We start from the raw sequence: 20,877 nt of genomic DNA on the forward strand, positions 1-20,877 counted from the left end.
GTTGTTAGCTTTTTCGTTTCCGCCTCTTTCATCCTTCCTCGGGGACATCGATCATCACCATATCGGCGCCGATTTTGCGAATATATTTCCACGGCACGCGAATTTCCTGTCCGTCTTTGCGAAACCCGAACCATTTTCCCGTTGGAATGAGCAGCGCCTCGATCTGCCCCGTTTGCTCGTTGATTTCCAAATCGGTCTGCCCGAGCACCCCGAGCCGCTCGGCTCGGCTTACATCGACAATTTCTTTTCCGCTTAATTCGCTCAGCCTCATGCTGGTTTCCTCCTTTTTCGCTTCTTTACTTTATATGTAAGGAACAAAAACAGAAAAAATGACTGCCTCTTGTCAGCTTTGGGCGCATATCACCCATTTTTTCCTACAAGGATATTCACCTATATTTTCTTTCCGACATAAGATGGGAAAGGAAACGGAGCAGTTTGCCAAAAAAGAAGGTGAGCGTACAACATGATGCTGACAGGAATGCACATCGCCATCATCGGCGGCGATGCTAGGCAGCTTGAAGTCATTCGCAAACTCGTTGAACTCGATGCGAAGTTGTCGCTTGTCGGCTTCGACCAGCTCGCCCATCATTTCACCGGGGCGATGAAGCTGCCGATTGGCGAAGTCGATTTTGCCGATTTGGATGCGATCATTTTGCCGGTTCACGGCACGACGCTGGACGGAAACGTCAACAGCGTGTTCGCCCACGAACCGATTCCGTTTACAGAAGAGATGGTGCAAAAAACGGCGCAGCAATGCACGATTTATTCCGGCATCAGCAACGCGTATTTGGACGAATTGGTGAAAAAAACAGGGCGCAAGCACGTGCAGTTGTTTGAGCGCGACGATGTCGCCATTTACAACTCGATTCCGACCGCGGAAGGCACGGTGATGATGGTCATTCAGCATACGGATTTTACGATCCATGGCTCGCGCGTCGCTGTCTTGGGGCTTGGACGCGTCGGCATGACCGTCGCCCGAACGTTCGCCGCGTTGGGGGCGAAAGTGAAAGTCGGGGCGCGCCGGTCGGAGCATCTCGCCCGCATCACGGAAATGGGGCTCGTGCCGTTTCACTTAAACGATTTGGAAAAAGAAGTGCGTGACATTGACGTCTGTATCAACACCGTGCCTCATCTCATCGTGACGGCGAGCGTCATCGCGAAAATGCCGCCTCATACGCTGATTATCGATTTGGCGTCAAAACCGGGCGGCACTGACTTCCGCTATGCCGAAAAGCGCGGAGTGAAAGCCATTTTGGCGCCCGGGCTGCCTGGGGTCGTCGCGCCGAAGACAGCTGGGCAAATCATTGCCAACGTCTTGGCGCAACTGTTATATGAAGATTTACAAAAACGGGAGGAGAATCATGCATGAGCGGGAACAGCTTGAAAGGAAAACGGATCGGCTTTGGCCTCACCGGGTCGCATTGCACATATGATGCGGTGTTCCCGGAGATCGAGAAGCTCGTCAACGAAGGAGCGGAGGTGCTGCCGATCGTCACCTATACGGTGAAAACGACGAACACCCGCTTCGGGGAAGGGGAAGAATGGGTGAAAAAACTGGAGCAGCTGACCGGAAACGAGGTGATCGATACGATCGTCAAAGCAGAACCTCTCGGACCGAAAATTCCGCTCGACTGCATGGTGATCGCCCCGCTTACCGGCAACTCGATGAGCAAGCTAGCCAACGCCATGACCGATTCCCCGGTGCTCATGGCCGCCAAAGCGACGATGCGCAACCACCGCCCGGTCGTGCTTGGCATTTCCACAAACGATGCGCTCGGCTTAAACGGCGTCAACTTAATGCGGCTTATGGCGGCAAAAAACATTTATTTCATTCCGTTCGGCCAAGACGCCCCGCAGGCGAAGCCGAACTCAATGGTCGCCTACATGCCGCTTTTGCGCGATACGATTCTTGCCGCGCTTGAAGGGAAGCAGCTGCAGCCGGTCATTATCGAGCGGTTCCGCTACAACTGAATCAAAAATCAATGTTCCGCATAAAAATGTTCTCTCGTCCGCAACGGAATGTGATAAAATAAAGACTATGAATTCACTTCTTAGAGTGACGATGTGGAAGGAGAATGGTTGATGGCTCAAAAACAATATCATGTCGCTGTCGTCGGAGCAACGGGGGCAGTTGGGCAGCAAATGGTGCGGACGCTTGAAGACCGGAACTTCCCGGTTGGAAAATTGACCTTGTTGTCATCGGAGCGGTCAGCCGGCAAAAAAATGCGCTTCCGCAGCGAGGAGATCGAAGTGCAGGCGGCATCGCCCGAGCGCTTTGATGGGGTCGACATCGCCTTGTTCAGCGCCGGCGGCGCCGTATCGAAAGCGCTGGCGCCGGAAGCGGTGCGGCGCGGGGCGATCGTGATCGACAATACGAGCGCGTTTCGGATGGAGGAAAACGTGCCGCTTGTCGTTCCGGAAGTGAACGAAAGCGACTTGACGTGGCATAACGGCATTATCGCCAATCCGAACTGCTCGACGATTCAAATGGTCGTGGTGTTGGAGCCGATTCGGAAAGCGTTTGGCTTAGAGCGCGTCATCGTCTCGACGTACCAGGCTGTCTCCGGGGCGGGAGCGCAGGCAATTGAAGAGCTCAACGAGCAGACGAAAGCCGTGCTCGAAGGCAAGCCGGTTGAGGCGAACATTTTGCCAGTGAAATCGGACCGGAAGCATTACCAAATTGCGTTCAACGCCATTCCGCAAATCGATAAGTTTCAAGACAATGGATTTACGTTTGAAGAAATGAAAATGATCAATGAAACAAAAAAAATTATGCATATGCCTGAGCTGAAAGTGGCGGCGACGTGTGTGCGCATTCCGGTAGCGAGCGGCCATTCGGAATCGGTGTACATCGAAATTGAACAAGACGGCGTCACCGCTGCCGACTTGCAGGCGGTGCTCCGCGAAGCGCCGGGCGTCGTGCTTCAAGATGATCCGAGCGAACAGCTGTACCCGATGCCGGTGGACTGCGTCGGTAAGTATGACGTGTTTGTCGGCCGCATTCGCCGCGATTTGGACAACCGCCGCGGCTTCCATCTATGGATTGTCGCTGACAACTTGCTAAAAGGCGCAGCCTCGAATTCGGTGCAAATCGCAGAAAGTTTGTTGAAGCTCGGGCTCATTTGAAAAAGCATCGAGGTGTTAGCATGAAACTCATTGTTCAAAAGTTCGGCGGCACGTCCGTCCGCGATGAGCGCGGACGGAACTTGGCGCGCCGCCATATTGAACGGGCGTTGGAAGATGGCTATAAAGTCGTGGCCGTCGTATCGGCTATGGGACGTTGCGGCGATCCATATGCGACCGATACGCTGCTTAGTTTGATCGGCGGCGTTCATCACCATGTCACAAAACGAGAGCAAGATATGCTTATGGCGTGCGGAGAAATCATCTCAAGCGTTGTGTTCAGCAACTTGTTGAACGAACACGGCATCAAAGCGACGGCGTTCACCGGCGCCCAGGCCGGATTCCGCACGAACAGCGATCATACGAACGCGAAAATTCTCGAAATGCGCTGCGACCGCCTCCTTGAGGCGCTTCGGCAATACGACGTTGTCGTTGTCGCCGGCTTTCAAGGCATGGCGGAAAACGGCGACATGACAACGCTCGGCCGCGGAGGAAGCGACACGTCGGCGGCGGCGCTCGGCGCGGCGTTAAACGCGGAGTGGGTCGATATTTTCACCGATGTCGACGGCGTCATGACCGCTGACCCGCGCATCGTTGAGAGCGCCCGGCCGCTTGATGTCGTCACGTATACGGAAATTTGCAACATGGCGTACCAAGGGGCGAAAGTGATCCATCCGCGCGCGGTGGAGATCGCCATGCAGGCGAAAGTGCCGCTGCGCATCCGCTCGACGTACTCCGATGCACCCGGGACGCTCGTCACTTCATCGGTCCGCGGCCGAAAAGGAAGCGATGTGAAAGAGCGGCTTGTCACCGGCATTACGTACGTCGCCGACGTCACACAAATCAAAGTGCTGGCGAAAGAAGGCCGCTATGAGCTGCAGTCTGACGTGTTTCAAGCGATGGCCCATGAAGGGATCAGCGTGGACTTTATCAACATTTCCCCGTACGGTGTTGTGTACACCGTGAGCGGCGACATGACGGAAAAAGCGGTGGCCGCCCTGCGCCGCATCGGCTACGAACCGGCCGTGACGCCCCGATGCGCCAAAGTGTCGGTCGTCGGCGCCGGCATTGCCGGCGTACCGGGGGTGACGGCGAAAATCGTCACTGCCTTGTCGGAGCAAGGCATTCAAATTTTGCAGTCCGCCGACAGCCATACGACGATTTGGGTGTTAGTGAAGCAAGACGATATGGAAAAGGCGGTCAACGCTCTGCATGACGCCTTCTGTTTATCCGAGGCGGATGCGGGCGAAGATGAAGCGATTGGGAGCGAGGAGTGAAAACCGTGGTTCAGTTCGGGAACATCATAACGGCGATGGTTACGCCATTTGACCGAAAAGGGAATCTCGACTTGGCAAAAACAACGGAGCTTGTCAACTATTTGCTTGACAATGGCACAGATGCGCTCGTTGTCGCCGGCACGACCGGCGAGTCGCCGACGTTGACGACCGAGGAAAAAATCGCGCTTTTTCGCCATGTCGTCTCCGTCGTCAACGGCCGAGCGCCGGTCATTGCTGGAACGGGCACGAACGATACGCGCGCGTCGATCGAGCTGACGAAAAAGGCGGAAGAGGCGGGCGTCGATGCTGTCATGCTTGTGGCGCCGTATTACAACAAGCCGAACCAAGAAGGGCTGTATCAACATTTCAAAGCGATTGCCGAAAGCACATCGCTGCCGGTGATGCTGTATAACGTTCCAGGGCGCACGTCGGTGAGTCTTGCTCCGGAGACGGTCATCCGGCTGTCCGAAGTTCCGAACATTGTCGCTGTCAAGGAAGCGGGCGGCAATTTGGACGCCATGGCGGAAATCATTGAGCGTACGCCGGACGACTTTTTGCTCTACAGCGGCGACGACAGCTTGACGCTTCCAGTGCTAGCGATCGGCGGCAATGGCGTCGTCTCGGTCGCTTCGCACATCATTGGCAATGAAATGCAGGAAATGATTCGTTCCTTTTTAGCGGGCGATCATCAGAAGGCGGCGGCGCTGCATCGAAAATGGCTGCCGCTCATGAAAGGCTTGTTTGCCGCCCCAAGCCCGGTGCCGGTGAAAACGGCGCTGCAGCTGCGCGGGCTGGACGTTGGTTCGGTGCGCCTTCCGCTTGTGCCGCTCACCGAACAAGAGCGGAAGGAGCTAAGCCGCCTGCTCGATGCGCTGTCGTAACGAAACGATTCCCCAACGCTTTGCTTGCGCGTTGGGGCCTTTTTTTGCCTTGGCTGTGAAATCCATTGGCTGGTGAATGAACCATCTTGTGTTTTTCAGCATCGATTCGTTATAATAAAAGCAAGTGACTTTGAGCGGGTTAGCATCACAATTGGGAGGACGCAGCCTTGAAATCGAAAATAAAGCCGGTAGAGAAAATACGCATTTTTGCCCTTGGGGGAGTCGGAGAAATCGGCAAAAACATGTATGTTGTCGAATTGGACGAGGACATTTTTGTCATCGACGCCGGGGTGATGTTTCCGGAAGACGAAATGCTCGGCATCGACAAAGTGATCCCGGACATCACATATTTGATTGAACGGCAGCATCGCATTCAGGCAATTTTTCTCACCCACGGGCACGAGGAGCATATGGGGGCGATCGCCTACGTGCTCAAGCAGCTGTCTGTGCCGGTATACGGAACGAAGCTGACGCTCGGGTTGGCGGAGGCGCTGTTAAAAGAACAAGGGGTGTCGGGCGCGAAGCTCAATGAAGTTCATCCGGATGCGGAGCTCGTGTTTGACAAGGCGAAAGTGACGTTTTTCCGCACGATCCACAGCATCCCCGATTCGATCGGCATCAGTCTGCATACATCGCAAGGTGCGATCGTGTACACGAGCGATTTTAAATTTGACCAAACCCCGTACGGCAACAACCGCACCGACTTAGGGAAAATGGCGCAAATCGGCGAAGAAGGGGTGCTGTGTCTTTTGTCGGACAGCACAAACGCCGAACGCCCCGGCTACAGCGGCTCCGATACGGTAGTCGCCTATGAGATCGCTGACGTGATCGGCCATGCGAAAGGACGCGTGTTTGTTGCCTGCTACGCTTCCAACATCACCCGCATCCAGCAAGTGCTGTACGCCGCCCACCAATCCGGGCGTAAAGTGGCAGTCATCGGCAAAACGCTGCATAAAGTAATGGACATCGCCGTGCGCCTTGGCTATTTGCACGTTCCAGACAAGGTGACGATTTCTGCGCACGATATCGATCGCTACAATGACCGCGAGCTCGTCATTTTGACAACCGGCGGGCATGGCGAGCCGATGAGCGCGCTTTGGCGCATGGCGCGTCAAGCGAACAAACAAGTGAACATCAAAGAAGGGGATACCGTCATCGTCGCCGCATCCGTCATGCCGGGCTATGAGCTTGGGTTCGCGAAAACGATCGACGCCTTGTATCGGGCCGGCGCCAACGTGATTTACCGCGACCGGCAAGTGCACGTATCTGGGCACGGTTGCCAAGAAGAATTAAAGTTGATGCTCAATTTAATGAAGCCAAAATACTTTATTCCGGTGCATGGGGAATATCGGATGCAAAAAGCGCACGCCCGGTTGGCGAAGGCGGTCGGCATCTCGGAGGAGCGGACGTTTTTAATCGACAAAGGCGAAGTGATCGAGTTCCGCGGCGGTGCCGCCCGCCCCGGCGGCAAAGTGCCGTACGGCAATATTTTAATTGATGGCCTCGGCATTGGCGATGTCGGCAACATTGTGTTGCGTGACCGCCGCTTATTGTCCCAAGACGGCATTTTGATCGCCGTCGTCACGCTGAATAAAGAAGCGAAAACGATCGCCGCCGGCCCGGAAATCATTTCGCGCGGGTTCGTCTACATGCGCGAGTCTGAGACGCTGCTTGAGGAAGCAGAGAAAATGGTGGCGGCGATCATCGAGCGCTGTCTTGAATCATACATGCTCGAATGGTCGTCGTTGAAAGCGAACATCCGCGAAGCGTTAAGCCAGTTTTTATTTGAAAAAACGAAGCGCAGACCCATGATTTTGCCTATTATTATGGAAGTATAATGCAATCATGCTCAAAGTCCACAGTAAAATGCTGGGAACGGTCAGCCGTTGCCGGCATTTTTCTTTTTTCTTTCGGCCATACTAAGCGTATGATCGACAAGAAAGGAGATGAAATGGATGGAGAAGGAGCGTTATTTTCAAGCGGAAACCGAGGGAGAACAACCGGAAACAAAGACCGGGGAAGCAACTGCGGCCATCACCCAGCTTGGGCAGACGAACGTCCCGCAAATGGAACCCGATACGAACATTCATTGTTTGACGATCGTCGGACAGATTGAAGGGCATATTCAGCTGCCGCCGCAAAATAAGGCGACGAAATACGAGCACGTCATTCCACAGATTGTGGCCATCGAGCAAAACCCGAAAATTGAAGGGCTGCTCGTCATTTTAAATACGGTCGGCGGCGATGTGGAAGCAGGGCTCGCCATTGCCGAAATGCTCGCCTCGCTCTCGAAACCGACTGTTTCCGTTGTGCTTGGCGGCGGCCATTCGATCGGCGTGCCGATCGCTGTGTCGTGCAACTATTCGTTCATCACCGAGACGGCGACGATGACGATTCATCCGATCCGTTTGACGGGGCTTGTCATCGGCGTGCCGCAGACGTTTGAGTACTTGGATAAAATGCAGGAGCGCGTCGTCCGCTTCGTGACGAAACATTCGAAGATCAGCGAGGAAAAGTTTAAAGAGCTCATGTTTTCCAAAGGCAATTTGACGCGCGACATCGGCACGAACGTCGTTGGGCCTGACGCCGTCCGGTACGGGCTCATCGATGAAGTCGGGGGCGTGTCCCAAGCGATGGCGAAGCTGCGCGAGCTGATCGCGATGAGGAAAAACGGGGAAGGGAAGATGATCCAATGATTTTGTATACGATCATGCCCGAACATTTGATTTTTCCGGTCGATGCCGCTGTTTATGAGAAGCGGAAAATGGTGTATTACAATGGCATTCCGTTTCTCGTCCAATCTGTAGAAACGGGAGAATATGAAATCGTGCAAAACTTAAGCACGAATCCGTTCCATTTTTTAAACGCCAAATATGCGCCTGGGGCGAGATTTCCGGCTTCTCTGGCAACATCGTAATGAATTGTTCAGCCGTTCATGATATAATAGTAAACAAACGGAAAAAAGCAGCCATTGTTGGCTGCTTTTTTCCGGCTTGCCAATTCATTCATGCTGGAGTGAACGATCATGGCGAAACGAAAGCGAAGAAGAAAAGGGAAGCCGTCAAAAACACAGCCATGGACGGAAACAATCCGCTTTGAATTGATCGGACTTGGCTTGCTCGCGGTCGCTGTCGTGGCGATGGCCCGCCTCGGGCTTGTCGGGGAGACGCTCGTGCTTGTGGGCCGCTTTTTTTTCGGCGAATGGTACATGCTATTAGTAGGCGGACTTTTCCTATTATCGCTCATCGTCATGTGGCGGCGGGAGTGGCCATCATGGACGGGCCGCCCGTTTGTCGGCGCTTCGTCCATCGCCGCGGCGCTTCTGCTTTTGAGCCATGACAAGCTGTTTGAACTCATGTCGCGGCGCGGCGAGCTTGATCCGAGCATCATTCGGACGACGTGGGGGCTGTTTTGGAACGAAGCAAGCGGCAAGGAGGCCGATGTGGATTTAGGGGGCGGAATGGTCGGCGCGCTGTTATTTGCCGCCAGCTACCAGCTGTTCGATTCGCCCGGGACGAAATGGATTTGTTTCCTTCTGTTCATCGTCGGCTTTGTCGTGCTGACCGGGAAATCGCTGCGCGAGACGGCCGGCAAATGGGTTGCTTTTGCCGCAGCGTTTGTGCGAAAAGAATGGTTGGCGTTTGTCGAAGATATAAAGCAATGGCGGGCGGGGAGGAAGCGCAAGGAAAGCGGCGGCCGAAGCCGACGCTCGCGGCGGGCGGCCGCAAAGCGGGAAGACGAGCCGGCTGAAGCAAGCAGCGTCGAGCCGGATGAGGAACTGCTTTCCCCGCCGCCGATCATTTCCGATTTTGCCGCGGTCCGGTCGGCCGCTGAGCCGGAAGAAGAGAAGAATCCACTGGTGGAAGGCGACAGTGGGGGGGAGGAGGACAAACCGGCGCCGCCGCTTGCGTTTTCCGAGCATGAAAACACCAATTACGACCTGCCGCCGCTTGATTTGCTTCGCCTGCCGAAGCCGGCCGGGCAATCGGCCGATCATGCGAACATTTACGCCAACGCGCGAAAACTGGAGAAAACGTTCCAAAGCTTCGGCGTCAAGGCGAAAGTGACGCAAGTGCACCTCGGTCCGGCGGTGACGAAATATGAAGTGTATCCGGACGTCGGGGTGAAAGTGAGCAAAATTGTCAGCTTAAGCGACGATTTGGCGCTCGCTTTGGCGGCGAAAGACATCCGCATTGAAGCACCGATCCCCGGCAAGTCTGCGATCGGCATCGAAGTGCCAAATGAAGAGATCGCCACTGTTTCGCTGCGCGAAGTGCTGGAAGCCATTGAGCATACACGGGACAAGGCGAAGCTTTTGATTCCGCTTGGGCGCGACATCTCCGGTGAAGTCGTCGCTGCGGAACTAAACAAAATGCCGCATTTGTTGATCGCCGGCGCGACCGGCAGCGGCAAAAGCGTCTGCATCAACGGCATTATCGTCAGCCTGCTCATGCGCACGAAGCCGCATGAGGTGAAGCTGATGATGATCGATCCGAAAATGGTGGAGTTAAGTGTGTACAACGGTGTTCCTCATTTGTTGACACCGGTCGTCACCGACGCGAAAAAAGCGGCCCAGGCGCTGAAAAAAGTCGTCCAAGAAATGGAGCGGCGCTACGAGCTGTTCTCGCATACCGGCACGCGCAACATTGAAGGGTATAACGAGCATATCCGCCACCATAACGAAACGGCGTCGGAACAGCAGCCGCTTTTGCCGTACATCGTCGTGATCATCGACGAATTGGCCGACTTGATGATGGTGGCTTCCTCGGATGTGGAAGAGGCGATCACCCGTTTGGCGCAAATGGCGCGCGCCGCTGGCATCCACTTGATCATCGCCACCCAGCGCCCGTCGGTGGACGTCATCACCGGCGTCATCAAAGCGAACATTCCGTCGCGCATCGCCTTCAGTGTATCATCGCAAATTGACTCGCGCACCATTTTGGATATGGGCGGGGCGGAAAAACTGCTCGGCCGCGGCGATATGCTGTTTTTGCCGATGGGGGCCTCAAAACCGGTGCGCGTCCAAGGGGCGTTTGTCTCCGACCAAGAGGTGGAAGAAGTCGTTCGGTTTGTCACCGGGCAGCAACAGGCGCAATACTATGAGGAGATGCTCGTCGAAGACAGCGAATCCTCTTCCTCAGCCCTTGAAGACGATTTGTACGATGAGGCGGTCCGTCTTGTCGTCGAAATGCAAAGCGCCTCCGTCTCGATGCTGCAGCGCCGCTTCCGCATCGGTTACAATCGCGCCGCTCGGCTCATTGATGCCATGGAGGAGCGCGGCGTCGTCGGCCCGTATGAAGGAAGCAAGCCGCGCGCCGTTCTTTGGTCGAAAGAAGATTTAAAAAAGACATCATAAATGGGAAAAAGGGCGGGCGAAAAAAGCCTGCCCGCTCAATCATACATCTTATTGGAAGCGCTGCCAATCCTATTTCTTTTTCTTCGACAAAATTTGATATCGCCTATTTATTTGCCCAGTAAAAAATGATATAGTAATCTCAAAAAGGTTATATGTCTAATGTCAGAGGTCTGATCTCAACGGAATGCGTAACACGGAGGACGTTGTCATGTCAATCAAATCAGACAGCCGCCACCTTTACTTGCAAGTCATCGATCGCATCAAGCGCGATATTGAAACGGGAGTGTACAAAGAAAAGCAAAAACTGCCGTCCGAGTTTGAACTCGCCAAACAGCTTGGCGTCAGCCGGGCGACATTGAGGGAAGCGCTGCGGGTGCTTGAAGAAGAAAACATTATCATCCGCCGCCACGGCGTCGGAACGTTTGTCAACGCCCGCCCGCTGTTTACGTCCGGCATTGAGCAGCTCTCAAGCGTCACGGATATGATTCGCCAAGCAGGGCGCAAGCCGGGAACGATTTTTTTGTCTTCCTCCATCCAACAGCCGACGGAAGACGATATGCGCCGCTTCCAATGCCGGCCGGACGAGGATTTGCTGCTCATCGAGCGGGTGCGCACCGCCGATGGAGAGCCGGTCGTTTATTGCTTGGATAAAATTTTATGTAAATATTTGCCAAAGGGCATCTCCTATGAACAGGAGTCGCTGTTTGAAAACTTGCACAACCAAACGCATCGCGACATCGCCTATGCGGTCGCGCGCATCGAGCCGCTCGGCTATCACGAAAAAGTGTCGCCGATTTTGCAATGCGACCCGGAAACGGCGCTGCTTGTGCTCAAGCAAATGCATTTCGATAAAAACGATGAGCCGATTTTTTATTCCGTCAACTACTTCCGCTCCGACAAGTTCAGCTTCCATGTCATGCGGAAGCGGTTCAGCTTTTAAGGGGGTGAAAATGGGTACATAGAAAGAGAGCGGAAGCTTTATACTAATTAAGGAACAAATTTTCAAGTTAGGGGGTAATGAATGTGAAAAAGCGAATCGGGTTGGTGTTGTCCGTCCTGTTTGCCGCCGGCACGCTGCTTAGCGCCTGCGGACAAGCCGGCAACAATGCGGGAGGCGGCAATCAGAAAGATACGTTCAGCGTCGCCATGGTCACCGACGTCGGCGGCATTGACGACAAATCGTTCAACCAGTCGGCTTGGGAAGGGCTGCAAAAGTTCGGCAAAGACAACGGGCTTGAAAAAGGCCGCGGCGGCTACGACTACTTGCAGTCATCGAGCGACGCCGACTATGCCACGAACTTAAACAAGCTTGTGCGCAGCGACTTTGACTTGATTTTCGGCATCGGGTATTTGATGGGCGACGCGGTGAAAGAAGTCGCCAAGCAAAACCCGAAAAAACATTTCGCCATCGTCGACACCGTTGTTGACGAGCCGAACGTCGCCAGCATCACGTTCAAGGAGCATGAAGGCTCGTTCCTTGTCGGTGTTGTCGCCGGGCTAATGACGAAAACGAATAAAATCGGCTTTGTCGGCGGGATGGAGATTCCGTTGATCGAAAAATTCGAAAGCGGATTCCGCGCCGGCGTCAAAGCGGTCAATCCGAAGGCGACTGTGGAAGTGCAATACGCCGGGGCGTTCGACCAAGCGGATAAAGGGAAAGCGATCGCCTCGAGCATGTACGCGTCTGGCATCGACATCATCTACCATGCAGCTGGAGCGACTGGGAACGGCGTCTTCTCGGAAGCGAAAGATTTGAAGAAGAAAGATCCGAACCGCGAAATTTGGGTCATCGGTGTTGACAAAGACCAAGCGCCGGAGGGAGAAGTGAAAGTCGGCGGCAAAACGTACAACGTAACGCTCACTTCGATGGTGAAACGCGTCGACGTCGCTGTCTATGACACGGCGAAACGGGCGAAAGAGGGCGACTTCCCGGGCGGCAAAACGATTGAGTACGGGTTGCCGGAAAATGGGGTCGGCATTGCCCCGACGCAAGACAACATTCCGGAGAACGTGTTAAAAACAGTTGACGAATGGAAGCAAAAAATCATCAAAGGCGAAGTGAAAGTTCCGACAAACCGGAAAGAGTACGAACAATTCGCTGCGACGATCAAGTGACGAACAACGGCGAAGAAGGCTAGTGCGCGCCGCTAGCCTTCTTCAAAATCATGAAATGAAGGGCGGCTGTTTCGCTGTCGCCTTTCATTTTGTGATTTTGACCTTGCTTGAGTAAGGAGTGAATCGCTTGGAATACGTGATTGAAATGCTCAATATCCGCAAGGTGTTTGGCACGTTTGTCGCCAATGACAACATTACGCTGCAAGTGAAAAAGGGGGAGATACACGCTCTGCTTGGCGAAAACGGGGCCGGCAAATCGACGCTCATGAACGTGCTGTTCGGTTTATACCAGCCGGACGGCGGCGAAATCCGCGTGAAAGGAAAGCCGGTGCGCATCACCGACCCGAACGTCGCCAATGATCTTGGCATCGGCATGGTGCATCAGCACTTTATGCTCGTCGATACGTTCACCGTGACGGAAAACATCATCTTAGGCAGCGAGCCGACGCGGGCCGGAACGATCGATATGAAGCGGGCGGAGCGGGAAGTGCGCGAATTGTCGGAACGATATGGACTCGCGGTCGATCCGACAGCGAAGATCGCCGACATTTCCGTCGGCATGCAGCAGCGCGTGGAAATTTTAAAGACGCTTTACCGCGGCGCCGATATTTTGATTTTTGACGAACCGACAGCGGTGTTGACGCCGCAGGAAATTCGCGAGCTCATGCAAATTATGCGCACGCTCGTCCGCGAAGGAAAATCCATCATTTTAATTACGCACAAACTCAAAGAAATTATGGAAGTGTGCGACCGCGTCACCGTCATCCGCCGCGGCAAAGGAATTGCGACGCTCAATGTGGCGGAGACGAATCCGAACGAACTGGCGGCGCTCATGGTCGGCCGCGAGGTGCAGTTTACGACCGCTAAGAAACCGGCTGAGCCGGGAAAACCGGTGTTGGAAATTAAAGACTTAGTCGTCAAGGACGCGCGCGGGATCAAAGCGGTCAACGGTTTGAACTTGACGGTGCACGCCGGCGAGATCGTCGGCATTGCTGGAGTCGACGGCAACGGCCAGACCGAGCTCATTGAAGCCATAACCGGCTTGATCAAAGCTGAATCAGGGACAATCCGCCTCAACGGCCGAGACATTACGAATTTGCCGCCGCGTAAAATCATCGAAGCCGGCGTCGGCCATATTCCGCAAGATCGGCATAAGCACGGGCTTGTCCTTGACTTTCCGATCGGCGAAAACATGGTGCTGCAAACGTACTATCAGCCGCCGTACTCGAAACGGGGTCTGTTGAATTTTCAAGCCATTTACGAAAAAGCGCGCCAGCTCATCCGCGAATTTGACGTGCGCACGCCGGATGAATATACGAAGGCGCGGGCGCTATCGGGCGGAAACCAGCAAAAAGCGATCATCGGCCGTGAAGTCGACCGCGACCCGGACTTGTTGATCGCCGCCCAGCCGACGAGGGGGCTTGATGTTGGAGCGATCGAATTTATTCATAAGCGGCTCATTGAACAGCGAGACCGCGGGAAAGCGGTGCTGCTCGTCTCGTTTGAGCTTGACGAAGTGATGAACGTCAGCGACCGGATCGCTGTCATTTATGAAGGAAACATCGTCGCCATCGTTGATCCGAAAGAAACAACCGAACAGGAGCTCGGGCTGTTGATGGCTGGAAGCAAACGGAAGGAAGCAGGTGTGTCGTGATGAAGTCGAATCGTCTCCAGCAATTTTTGATACCATTGTTGGCCGTTCTTCTTGGCATGATCGCCGGTTCGATCGTGATGCTTGCAAGCGGCTACAACCCGATCGCCGGCTTTGGCGCTCTCGTGTACGGGGCGTTTGGCGATACGTACTATATCGGCGAAACGATCCGCCAGACGACGCCATACATTTTAACGGGCTTGGCGGTGGCGTTTGCCTTTCGCACCGGCTTGTTTAACATCGGGGTTGAAGGGCAGCTGATCGTCGGCTGGCTCGCTGCCGTCTGGGTCGGGGTGTCCTTTGATTTGCCCAAAATCATCCATTTGCCGCTTGCCTTGTTGGCCGCCGCGTTGGCCGGGGCGCTATGGGGCTTGATTCCGGGTGTGCTGAAGGCGTATTTAAAAGTGCACGAAGTCATTATTACGATCATGATGAACTATATTGCTTTGCATGTAACGAACGCCATCATCCGTTCCGTTTTGTCTGATGAGGGATTTAAATCAAAGCCGGTGAAAGAAAGCGCATCGCTTCACTCCGACTTTTTTGATGCCATTACGCATCATTCCACCATGCATTACGGCATTTTCATCGCTGTCGCCGCCGCATTTGTCATGTGGTTTTTGCTTGAGCGGACGACGAAAGGGTTTGAGCTGCGGGCGGTCGGTTTCAATCAGCATGCGTCACAGTACGCGGGCATGAATGTGCGCGCCAACATCATTTTAGCGATGGTCATCTCCGGCGCTTTTGCCGGCGTCGCCGGGGCGATGGAGGGGCTTGGCACATTTGGAAACATCTCGACGAAAGCCGGCTTTACCGGCCTTGGATTTGATGGCATCGCGGTTGCCTTGATCGGAGGAAACAACGCGTTTGGCATTTTGCTCTCCGCCTTGTTGTTTGGCGCCTTAAAAGTCGGGGCGTTGGAAATGCCGTCAAGCGCCGGCGTGCCGACCGAACTCGTCGATATTATTATCGCGCTCATCATTTTCTTTGTTGCATCCAGCTACATGATCCGCTGGCTGTTATCTCGTTGGCAAAAGGGGGCGGAGTAAGTGAGCGTGTATGACGTCTTGCAAACGATTGTCCCGACGACGATTTTCTTTGCGGCTCCTCTCATTTTCACCGCCCTTGGCGGCGTGTTTAGCGAACGGTCCGGCGTCGTCAACATCGGGCTTGAAGGATTGATGACCATCGGCGCGTTTGTCGGCATCGTCTTTAATTTGACGTTTGCCGATCGGTTTGGCGAATGGACGCCGTGGCTTGCCTTATTGGCTGCCATGGTGGTCGGCGCTGTATTTTCCCTGCTGCATGCTGTCGCGTCGGTCACATTTCGCGCCGACCAAGTCGTAAGCGGGGTGGCGATCAACTTTTTGGCGCTTGGTCTGTCGCTGTTTTTAGTGAAGAAAATGTACGGCAAGGGGCAGACGGACCAAATTCAAGTTGGGTTTGACAAAATTGACGTGCCAGTGTTAAGCGACATTCCCGTCATCGGGCCGCTGTTGTTTTCCAACGCGTACGCGCCGTCATATATCGCCATTGCGCTGGCGTTTGTATCATGGTATGTCATTTACAAAACGCCGTTTGGCCTGCGGCTGCGTGCGGTCGGCGAACATCCGATGGCGGCGGATACGATGGGGATTCATGTCGCCAAAATGCGCTACATCGCTGTCATGATCAGCGGCGCGCTCGGCGGCTTGGGCGGTGCGGTATACGCGACGATCATTTCCCGCGATTTCAGCCATGCGACGATTTCCGGGCACGGATTTATGGCGCTTGCGGCGATGATTTTCGGCAAGTGGCATCCGATCGGCGCGATGGGGGCGGCGCTCTTTTTCGGGTTGGCGCAAAGCTTAAGCATCGTCGGGCAAACGATTCCGTTCTTGAAAAACGTCCCGACCGTTTACTTGCTCATCGCCCCGTATGCACTCACGATTTTGGCGCTGGCGGGCTTCATCGGCCGCGCTGAGGCGCCGAAAGCGGCTGGCACGCCATACATCAAAGGAAAACGGTGATGAAAGCGGCTGTCCGAAAAACGGACGGCCGTTTTTTGCTGAATGGAATGATTTGCATTTTTCTATTGGCAAAAGGTATATTGTTGATAAGACGCTTTACAATAAAGATAGTGCATGTTTGCAAAGAGAAAAAGTAAGGAGGAGTTGGATTGGTCGACGAAAAAGTCACAGCGGTCGGACCGGTTCGCGTCCATACGATTTCGACCGATAAGTACAAAACGAACACGATCGTTTGGAAAATGAAGGCCCCTCTTGCTAAAGAGACGGTCACGCTGCGCGCGCTTTTGCCATACGTCTTGCAAAGCGGCACGGCCGACTATCCGAGCGTTAAGGCGCTGCGCACCTATTTGGATGAACTGTATGGGGCGACGCTGAACGTCGATTTAACGAAAAAAGGCGAACATCATATCATGACGATTCGCATCGATGTCGCCAATGAACGATTTTTGCCGGAGCAAACGCCGCTTCTTGCGAAAGCGTTTCAGTTCTTGGCCGATCTTCTGTTCCGCCCGGCGCTTGATGACGGCCGGTTTGTCACTGACATTGTTGAGCAGGAAAAGCGGGCGCTCCGTCAACGCATTCAGGCGGTGTATGATGACAAAATGCGCTATGCGAACATGCGCCTTGTAGAAGAAATGTGCAAAGGCGAACCGTACGCCCTCTCTCCAAACGGCGAGCTTGAAGACGTGGACGGCATCACGGCGGAGGGGCTGTATCGCTATTATGAACGAGCGCTGGCCGAGGATGAGCTGGATCTATATGTCATTGGCGACGTGGCTGAAGAGGCGGTGCTCAATGCGGTGAAGCAGCGTTTTTCTCTGCCGGATCGTCCAAAGCGGGAGCGCGCATCGTCGGTTTCTGTCAAGCCGCAAGGGGAAGTTCGCGAAGTCATCGAGCGGCAAGACGTGAAGCAAGGAAAGCTCAACATCGGCTATCGGACAAATGTGACGTATGAAGATGACGATTATTACGCCTTGCAGCTGTTTAACGGCATTTTCGGCGGCTTTTCCCATTCGAAGCTGTTCATCAACGTCCGCGAGAAGGCAAGCCTTGCCTATTATGCCGCCTCAAGGCTTGAGAGCCATAAAGGGCTGCTTATGGTCATGTCCGGCATTGAACCGGCCAACTATGAGAAGGCGCGCCGCATCATCGATGAGCAAATGCAGGCGATGAAAAACGGCGATTTCACAGATGAAGAAATGGCGCAGACGAAAGCGGTCATCCGCAACCAGCTGCTTGAGACGCTCGATACGCCGCGCGGGCTTGTGGAGGTGTTGTACCATAACGTCGTCTCAACGCGAAAGCGCCCGATCGATGAATGGATTGCCGGCACCGATCAAGTGACGCGCGAGGATGTGGTGCGCGCCGCTGACAAGGTGGAGCTTGATACGGTGTACTTTTTGACCGGAATGGAGGCGACGGAAGATGGAAAAACGGGTGTATGAGACGTTGCACGAAGAGCTGTTTTATGAAAAAATGGACAACGGCCTTGACGTGTACATTTTGCCGAAAAAAGGATTCAACAAAACGTATGCGACATTCACCACGAACTACGGTTCGGTCGACAACCAGTTCGTCCCGCTCGGTAAAACGGAGATGAAGCGCGTTCCGGACGGCATCGCCCATTTTTTGGAGCATAAGCTGTTTGAAAAAGAAGACGGCGACGTGTTTCAGCAGTTCAGCAAACAAGGCGCCTCGGCGAACGCCTTTACGACGTTCACCCGCACCGCCTATTTGTTCTCAAGCACCGACAACGTCGAGAAAAACTTGGAAACGTTGATCGATTTTGTGCAAAGCCCGTACTTTTCCGACAAGACAGTGGAAAAAGAAAAAGGGATCATCGGCCAGGAAATCCGGATGTACGACGACAACCCAGACTGGCGCGTCTATTTCGGCGCCATCGAAAGCATGTATCACAACCATCCGGTCAAAATCGACATCGCCGGCACAGTTGAATCGATCGCCCAAATTACGAAAGAGTTGCTGTATGAGTGCTACGAAACGTTTTACCACCCGAGCAACATGCTTTTGTTTGTCGTCGGCCCGGTCGATGAACAAAAAATCATGCAGCAAATCCGCGACAACCAGGCGAAAAAGTCGTTCCCGCAAGCCCCGGAAGTGAAGCGGTTTGCGTATGAAGAACCGAGCGCAGTAGCGGAAAAGAAAAAAGTGATTCCGATGCATGTGCAGACGAACAAATGCTTTGTCGGCATCAAAGCGCCGTCCGTTCCTGAAGCCGGCGAACAAAAACTTCGGCATGAGCTTGCCTTCCACGTCGCATTGGACTATTTGTTTGGAAAAAGCTCGCCGCATTATGAACGGCTGTACCGCGAAGGATTGATCGATGATACATTTATGTACGATTATACAGAAGAGCGCGGGTTCGGCTTCGCGTTGATCGGCGGCGATACAAGGGACGCTGAACGGCTCGCTTCGGAAATTCAAACGGTGCTGCTGTCGTTTGCCGCGGAGACTATAAAAAAGGAAGAATTTGAACGGGTGAAAAAGAAAAAAATCGGCGCCTTTTTGCGCGCGCTCAACTCGCCGGAATACATCGCCAACCAGTTTACGCGCTACGCGTTTTACGGATCCAACTTGTTTGACATTTTGCCGGCGCTTTCATCCCTTGCCATGGACGATATCGCGGCGGTTGCCTCTTCTTGCTTCCGCGATTCGCAAATCGCGGTTTGCGAAGTCGTTCCAAAAGGGCAATAAGGCATCCTTCCTGAGAAGGATGCTTTTTTGCGGCAAAAAGGAGAGGATGGTTTCATGCGCTACGCCTTGATCACGGGAGCCTCTGGAGGCATCGGACAAAGCATCGCCCGTGTGCTCGCTCGGGAGGGGTACGGACTTTTTCTTCATTACTATCGGCGACGGGCGCCTGTTGAAGCGCTGAAAGAAGAGCTTAACGATGTGCATATTGTGCCGATTGAGGCCGATTTGTCGGCACTGGATGGGGTGGAAAAGCTCGTTTCGCAAATCGATCGCCCGGTTGATGCCATCGTTTACAACAGCGGTGCAAGCTATTACGGATTGTTGACCGACATGAACGATGAATTAATCGAGCGGATGGTGCGGCTTCACATGACAAGCCCGGCGTTGCTCATCAAAAGGCTGACCCCATCAATGGTGGCGAGAAAGCGCGGTCATATTGTGTTCATTTCCTCGATTTGGGGATTGTGCGGCGCTTCATGCGAGGCGGTGTACTCGATGACAAAGGGAGGGCAGAACGCGTTTGCCAAGGCGCTGGCCAAGGAGCTTGCCCCAAGCGGCATTCGCGTCAACGCTGTTGCACCGGGGGCGATTGATACCGATATGCTGCGGGTGTTTCGTCCTGAGGAGCTAGAAGCGCTCACTGACGAAATTCCAGCCGGCCGGCTCGGCACCCCGGATGAGGTGGCGGAAACGGTGGCGTTTTTGCTGTCTGATGCCGCTTCGTATATCACCGGCCAAGTCATTTCCGTCAACGGCGGCTGGTATTGTTGAACGTATATTTTCCGGTTCGGCAGGCAAACTATCCTTGAAACATTCAACAAGGAGGGATTGACATGTCGGTACTGGATAACTTTGAACAATGGAAAGACTTTTTGGCGGAACGTTTAGAACAAGCGCAACAGCAAGGATTGACTCAGCAAGTGATCACAGATGTCGCTTACCAAATCGGGGATTATTTGGCGAAACACGTCGACCCGAAAAACCCGGAAGAACGGGTGCTCGCTGATCTTTGGAGCGTTGCGGATGAAAAAGAGCAGCACGCCCTTGCCAACATGATGGTCAAGCTGGTCCAACAAAAATAATCACCCGGTAAAAGAGAGGGGCCTCCCTCTCTTTTTTCTTCCTCCGTGTGAGTAAAATATTTGGAGTTGTGGGAAAACGTTCAAGTGAAGCAGCGAATTTTATTTTTGCCAGACTTTGTCTACTTTTTTCCGCACGCGACGATTCGGCAAATGGCGGATTTTTACGAGCAACTGTACGCTTGTGCACGATCAGCCGCTCCCGTCACGTTTTGGCAACGTCCGGCCGATTGTGATCGGGTATGTGCTCAAAGACGGCACGCGTCTCCTCCGCCGCTACGAAGTGCCGATTGAACCGTACATGCTGTATTTTCAGCGCATCATGGGCTCAAAAGAATATAAGCAGCAATATTATTTGTTGCGTCGCCCAAGCGGCTATGCGCCGATCCGTCAGGTGACTATCCGAAATGTGGAAACCGGGCGGGCAGAGGTTGTGCTTGCCGATCCGAAGGAGATTGAGTCGTTTGTCCAGGCGCTCAAACAAGATTTGTGGAATGAGCCGGTGGAGGACATCATCCGCGGGGGGAGCACATGGCAGGGGGATATTGAATTGCTGCAAAGCGACGGCGATTCGTTTACCGTTCCCTTATCTTCACACAGCACCCATGTTCGCGAGTGGTTGCAACAACAGCATCATTGGGAGCAAATACAGAAAAGGTAATGCCCAATGA

19 protein-coding genes and 2 pseudogenes are annotated in these 20,877 nt (G+C 53.9%); 20 read left to right on the forward strand and 1 reads right to left on the reverse strand.

Annotated elements, in window-relative coordinates; all coding sequences use genetic code 11:
* Positions 1-28: 28 nt before the first annotated feature.
* A complete protein-coding gene (locus DI44_RS10105; RefSeq protein WP_011230772.1) occupies positions 29-271 on the reverse strand; it encodes a YlmC/YmxH family sporulation protein in 243 nt (80 codons plus the stop codon).
* Positions 272-463: 192 nt separating this feature from the next.
* On the opposite strand from DI44_RS10105, the gene dpaA reads away from it, so the two are divergent.
* From dpaA to DI44_RS10010, 20 genes and pseudogenes are all read left to right on the forward strand, one after another.
* Positions 464-1,369, forward strand: coding sequence for a dipicolinic acid synthetase subunit A (gene dpaA, locus DI44_RS10100; RefSeq protein ID WP_033025107.1), 906 nt, complete (start codon positions 464-466; stop codon positions 1,367-1,369).
* Positions 1,366-1,971 (forward strand): dipicolinate synthase subunit B, encoded by a 606-nt coding sequence (locus DI44_RS10095; RefSeq protein WP_013145721.1) that lies wholly within the window; start codon positions 1,366-1,368, stop codon positions 1,969-1,971. Before dpaA ends, DI44_RS10095 begins: the two co-directional genes overlap by 4 nt.
* A 108-nt stretch (positions 1,972-2,079) precedes the next feature.
* Entirely contained in the window at positions 2,080-3,126 is a 1,047-nt protein-coding gene (asd, locus tag DI44_RS10090; protein WP_241766376.1) for an aspartate-semialdehyde dehydrogenase, read from the forward strand.
* Positions 3,127-3,146: 20 nt separating this feature from the next.
* Complete coding sequence (gene dapG / locus DI44_RS10085) at positions 3,147-4,400, forward strand: aspartate kinase (RefSeq protein ID WP_033025110.1); 1,254 nt, start codon at positions 3,147-3,149, stop codon at positions 4,398-4,400.
* A 5-nt stretch (positions 4,401-4,405) separates the two neighbouring features.
* Positions 4,406-5,281 (forward strand): 4-hydroxy-tetrahydrodipicolinate synthase, encoded by an 876-nt coding sequence (gene dapA / locus DI44_RS10080; RefSeq protein WP_011230777.1) that lies wholly within the window; start codon positions 4,406-4,408, stop codon positions 5,279-5,281.
* A gap of 167 nt (positions 5,282-5,448) precedes the next feature.
* Positions 5,449-7,119 (forward strand): ribonuclease J, encoded by a 1,671-nt coding sequence (locus DI44_RS10075; RefSeq protein ID WP_011230778.1) that lies wholly within the window; start codon positions 5,449-5,451, stop codon positions 7,117-7,119.
* A 117-nt stretch (positions 7,120-7,236) separates the two neighbouring features.
* Positions 7,237-7,977: a ClpP family protease gene (locus DI44_RS10070; protein ID WP_033025112.1), complete on the forward strand. Its 741-nt coding sequence runs from the start codon at positions 7,237-7,239 to the stop codon at positions 7,975-7,977.
* Positions 7,974-8,198 carry a YlzJ-like family protein gene (locus tag DI44_RS10065; RefSeq protein ID WP_033025113.1) on the forward strand — a complete coding sequence of 75 codons (225 nt, stop codon included), beginning with the start codon at positions 7,974-7,976 and terminating at the stop codon, positions 8,196-8,198. Before DI44_RS10070 ends, DI44_RS10065 begins: the two co-directional genes overlap by 4 nt.
* A 108-nt stretch (positions 8,199-8,306) precedes the next feature.
* On the forward strand, positions 8,307-10,637 hold the full coding sequence (locus DI44_RS10060) for a DNA translocase FtsK (protein ID WP_033025114.1): 2,331 nt from the start codon (positions 8,307-8,309) through the stop codon (positions 10,635-10,637).
* Between the two features lie 208 nt (positions 10,638-10,845).
* The gene (locus DI44_RS10055) at positions 10,846-11,577 is read left to right on the forward strand and encodes a GntR family transcriptional regulator (RefSeq protein ID WP_033025115.1); all 732 of its coding nucleotides are present in this window, start codon (positions 10,846-10,848) and stop codon (positions 11,575-11,577) included.
* Between the two features lie 83 nt (positions 11,578-11,660).
* Entirely contained in the window at positions 11,661-12,752 is a 1,092-nt protein-coding gene (locus DI44_RS10050) for a BMP family protein (RefSeq protein WP_014195487.1), read from the forward strand.
* A gap of 127 nt (positions 12,753-12,879) precedes the next feature.
* Positions 12,880-14,406, forward strand: a complete 1,527-nt coding sequence (locus tag DI44_RS10045) for an ABC transporter ATP-binding protein (RefSeq protein WP_011230784.1) — start codon at positions 12,880-12,882, stop codon at positions 14,404-14,406.
* Positions 14,406-15,452 (forward strand): ABC transporter permease, encoded by a 1,047-nt coding sequence (locus DI44_RS10040; RefSeq protein WP_013145711.1) that lies wholly within the window; start codon positions 14,406-14,408, stop codon positions 15,450-15,452. Before DI44_RS10045 ends, DI44_RS10040 begins: the two co-directional genes overlap by 1 nt.
* Entirely contained in the window at positions 15,453-16,412 is a 960-nt protein-coding gene (locus tag DI44_RS10035) for an ABC transporter permease (RefSeq protein ID WP_011230786.1), read from the forward strand. It abuts the gene before it with no gap.
* 149 nt (positions 16,413-16,561) lie between these two features.
* On the forward strand, positions 16,562-17,857 hold the full coding sequence (locus DI44_RS10030; RefSeq protein WP_033025116.1) for a pitrilysin family protein: 1,296 nt from the start codon (positions 16,562-16,564) through the stop codon (positions 17,855-17,857).
* Positions 17,838-19,127, forward strand: a complete 1,290-nt coding sequence (locus DI44_RS10025) for a pitrilysin family protein (protein ID WP_011230788.1) — start codon at positions 17,838-17,840, stop codon at positions 19,125-19,127. The genes DI44_RS10030 and DI44_RS10025 overlap by 20 nt, the downstream gene beginning before the upstream one ends.
* A 54-nt stretch (positions 19,128-19,181) precedes the next feature.
* Positions 19,182-19,898, forward strand: coding sequence for an SDR family oxidoreductase (locus DI44_RS10020; RefSeq protein WP_021322287.1), 717 nt, complete (start codon positions 19,182-19,184; stop codon positions 19,896-19,898).
* Positions 19,899-19,960: 62 nt separating this feature from the next.
* Positions 19,961-20,209 carry a DUF3243 domain-containing protein gene (locus tag DI44_RS10015; RefSeq protein ID WP_011230790.1) on the forward strand — a complete coding sequence of 83 codons (249 nt, stop codon included), beginning with the start codon at positions 19,961-19,963 and terminating at the stop codon, positions 20,207-20,209.
* Positions 20,210-20,272: 63 nt separating this feature from the next.
* Positions 20,273-20,386, forward strand: a pseudogene (locus DI44_RS19715) (ABC transporter ATP-binding protein); the annotation flags it as partial.
* A gap of 1 nt (position 20,387) precedes the next feature.
* Positions 20,388-20,867: pseudogene (locus DI44_RS10010) on the forward strand (ABC transporter permease); the annotation flags it as partial.
* Between the last annotated feature and the right edge of the window lie 10 nt (positions 20,868-20,877).

It is taken from the genome of Geobacillus sp. CAMR5420 (genome assembly GCF_000691465.1).
Taxonomy (GTDB): domain Bacteria; phylum Bacillota; class Bacilli; order Bacillales; family Anoxybacillaceae; genus Geobacillus; species Geobacillus thermoleovorans.